The following is a 2,294-nucleotide window of genomic DNA, read 5'->3' on the forward strand; positions in this document are numbered from 1 at the left end:
TCGATGACCGCCGCTCGCTCGCTACAGCGCTGTTGAGAACGCGCTCCCGAGCGGCTTCGCTACCACCGAACTACACCACTCGGCGGGACACGACCACTCCGGGTGATGCAGTCGCATCGATTATGAGGTCTGACCTGGCAATTATTGGTACGGAATGATTTCGATGGCCCATAAAGCAGTGAAAAGAGGAATGCGTCGCCCTTAACTCCCGAGCTAAGGTCGGTCGATTGGCCAGTGACCGAGATTGAGATACCTGGCGACGTCTTGTCAACGGGGCGCCGAGCAAAAGCGATGTGATTCTGAACTGCCCCGTCACTCCACTTTCCGGGCGGCGCAGGAGCAAATCGACCGGTGCGCCGCCAAGGAAACGTTGCGGTGTGACTCTTGATTTGCAAGTCCGGGGAAGGTGAAAGCCTCTGGTCGCAAGTACCCTCCCGCCTACGGCTTTCGCGCCTCGGAACCGGATTTTTTCGCCCACCCTCTCGGGCGAGTAGGTACGCCGCAATTCTCCTGTTTCAGCGTCGTCCAAGCGCCAAGCAGAATCGACCAGCACATAGCTATTGATGCGCCGGATGCCGCCATTGCTGCAATCCGGGCTAAGGATTATGGCCCCTATGTCGCGCCGGCGCTGGGGACGTTGCCGGTCAACTACATATCCACGGTCGACATAACAAACAGCAATAGCGGTCCGGCGACACTGAACGGGCGCGGCGAGTTCGTGGGTCTCGTCTTCGACGGTGTCCTCGAGGGCGTTATCTCGGATTGGGCGGCCCCATCGCGGACCGCACCCGCAGCATTCATGTCGATAGTCGCTTCATCCTCTGGACCATGGACAAGATCGGCGGCGCGACCCGGTTGCTCAAGGAAGTGGGAGTGCCGCCCGTGTCGCGCTCCGGAGCGGGTAAAAGACCCTGGTAAACGACCAGCTGCGCTTTGGCACTTTGCGGTGCCAGGCGCGACGGCCGTCCACCACATCAGATCAAAACTTCTATGCTGAGAGCGACGGTGCGGCACCCATATCGTTCAAGTCGCTCTCGAGGAGATCCTGACAACTAGGGCCGTCCAGCGCTGAAGACCTACGGGTTTGCCCCACCATGGTGGGCCGGGCCGCTGATGTGCCGGTTTGCCGGGATCTCCCAGGATGGCCAAGGAAATCACCTTCACTGCCGGTCGGACTTTTCCCGCCTGGTGCGAGAGCGGCCGATCCAGGAGGCGGAATCGCAGCCGATGCGGGCGAGGCAGCCACAGCAGGACCATAACCCGGAGCTGAAGACGATCGAGGCGCAAATGGCGGCACGGCGAAGCCGCGAGCGCGACGACGATCTTCATCCTGTTCCGGGCGCGAGATGACCCCATCAAGCAGCGTGCTCTTTCGTCTGCCGGCAGCACACTAAGTCAAGGCACTGCCTAAAGTCGCGAAGGTCGAGATCGAAGCCATCAGCGCTCAGCCAAAGGAGATAGGTTCGCCCGCTGAGGAGAGAGAATGGGCCGGAGCAACGATCAAGCGTTGCTCCGGTTTTCTTGTGGGATACGCCCGCGTTTCGACAGAAGATCAGCTCAACGACGCACAGATGCACGGATCCGGCGCCTCACGTGAGAGGCCGGGTGCTGAAGCTTCTCAAGGATCTTGGCGCCGGCGACTTGTCGTCGTACGCGTCGACCGCCTAGCTTGTTACGTGCGCATTGAAACGCGGGCAAGCACATTACGCCCTGCGGATTCTGGATTTCGGCCACGGCGCTTTCTGATTTCCACCACAGGATTAACGACCTTCGATACCATGGTTTGGCGCATCAGCTTCCTGATCGGGACGGGCTTATCGCAAAAGCAGTAGCGGCCCGTCATCCGGGGCGATGCTGTCACTGGCGATATCATCGCGCAGATCAGCAAGCTCAGCGAAACCACGGGGCCGGCCACCTAATTCGATGCCGCAGCTGTCGCTGAAGCACTCGTCAAGATCCGAAGCTGATTCATGCCAAAGCGGGCAATCCGGGGTTCTGGAGCAAAATCCGCTTTTTCTATCTCGGCGCAGCACAATCTAGTATCAACAGGTCGCTGGTTCAATTCCTTTCAAGAGCGGCAACCGCAGCTAATTGCCCTATCTACAATCGATGATCGAGCCGGCAGGCGCTTTATGCGCCGGAGGTGCGAAAGCGCCCGAATGGAAATTGACGACGCTGACCTTAAGCGGACGAGTCTTAGTTAGTTTCCGTCCATAAACGGCTGGTTTTCTTGTGCTTGCAGCGCGTTTGGGTTCCGCTTGGTGGCCGCTTTGAAGCCATGCGGTGTGGCTCAT

Annotated in this window: 1 protein-coding gene and 3 pseudogenes; all 4 read left to right on the forward strand. The window is 59.3% G+C overall.

Annotation, left to right across the window (positions count from 1 at the left end):
• Window positions 1–406: 406 nt before the first annotated feature.
• A pseudogene (locus BSG20_RS38580) lies at window positions 407–709 on the forward strand (S46 family peptidase); the annotation flags it as partial.
• A gap of 53 nt (window positions 710–762) precedes the next feature.
• Window positions 763–918 carry a S46 family peptidase gene (locus BSG20_RS38585; RefSeq protein WP_280142245.1) on the forward strand — a complete coding sequence of 52 codons (156 nt, stop codon included), beginning with the start codon at window positions 763–765 and terminating at the stop codon, window positions 916–918.
• Window positions 919–1,499: 581 nt separating this feature from the next.
• Window positions 1,500–1,670: pseudogene (locus tag BSG20_RS39125) on the forward strand (recombinase family protein); the annotation flags it as partial.
• A gap of 96 nt (window positions 1,671–1,766) precedes the next feature.
• Window positions 1,767–1,967 (forward strand): annotated as a pseudogene (locus BSG20_RS35155) (UPF0149 family protein); the annotation flags it as partial.
• Window positions 1,968–2,294: the final 327 nt, after the last annotated feature.

Source organism: Rhizobium tibeticum, from assembly GCF_900110205.1.
Taxonomy (GTDB): Bacteria; Pseudomonadota; Alphaproteobacteria; order Rhizobiales; family Rhizobiaceae; genus Rhizobium; species Rhizobium tibeticum.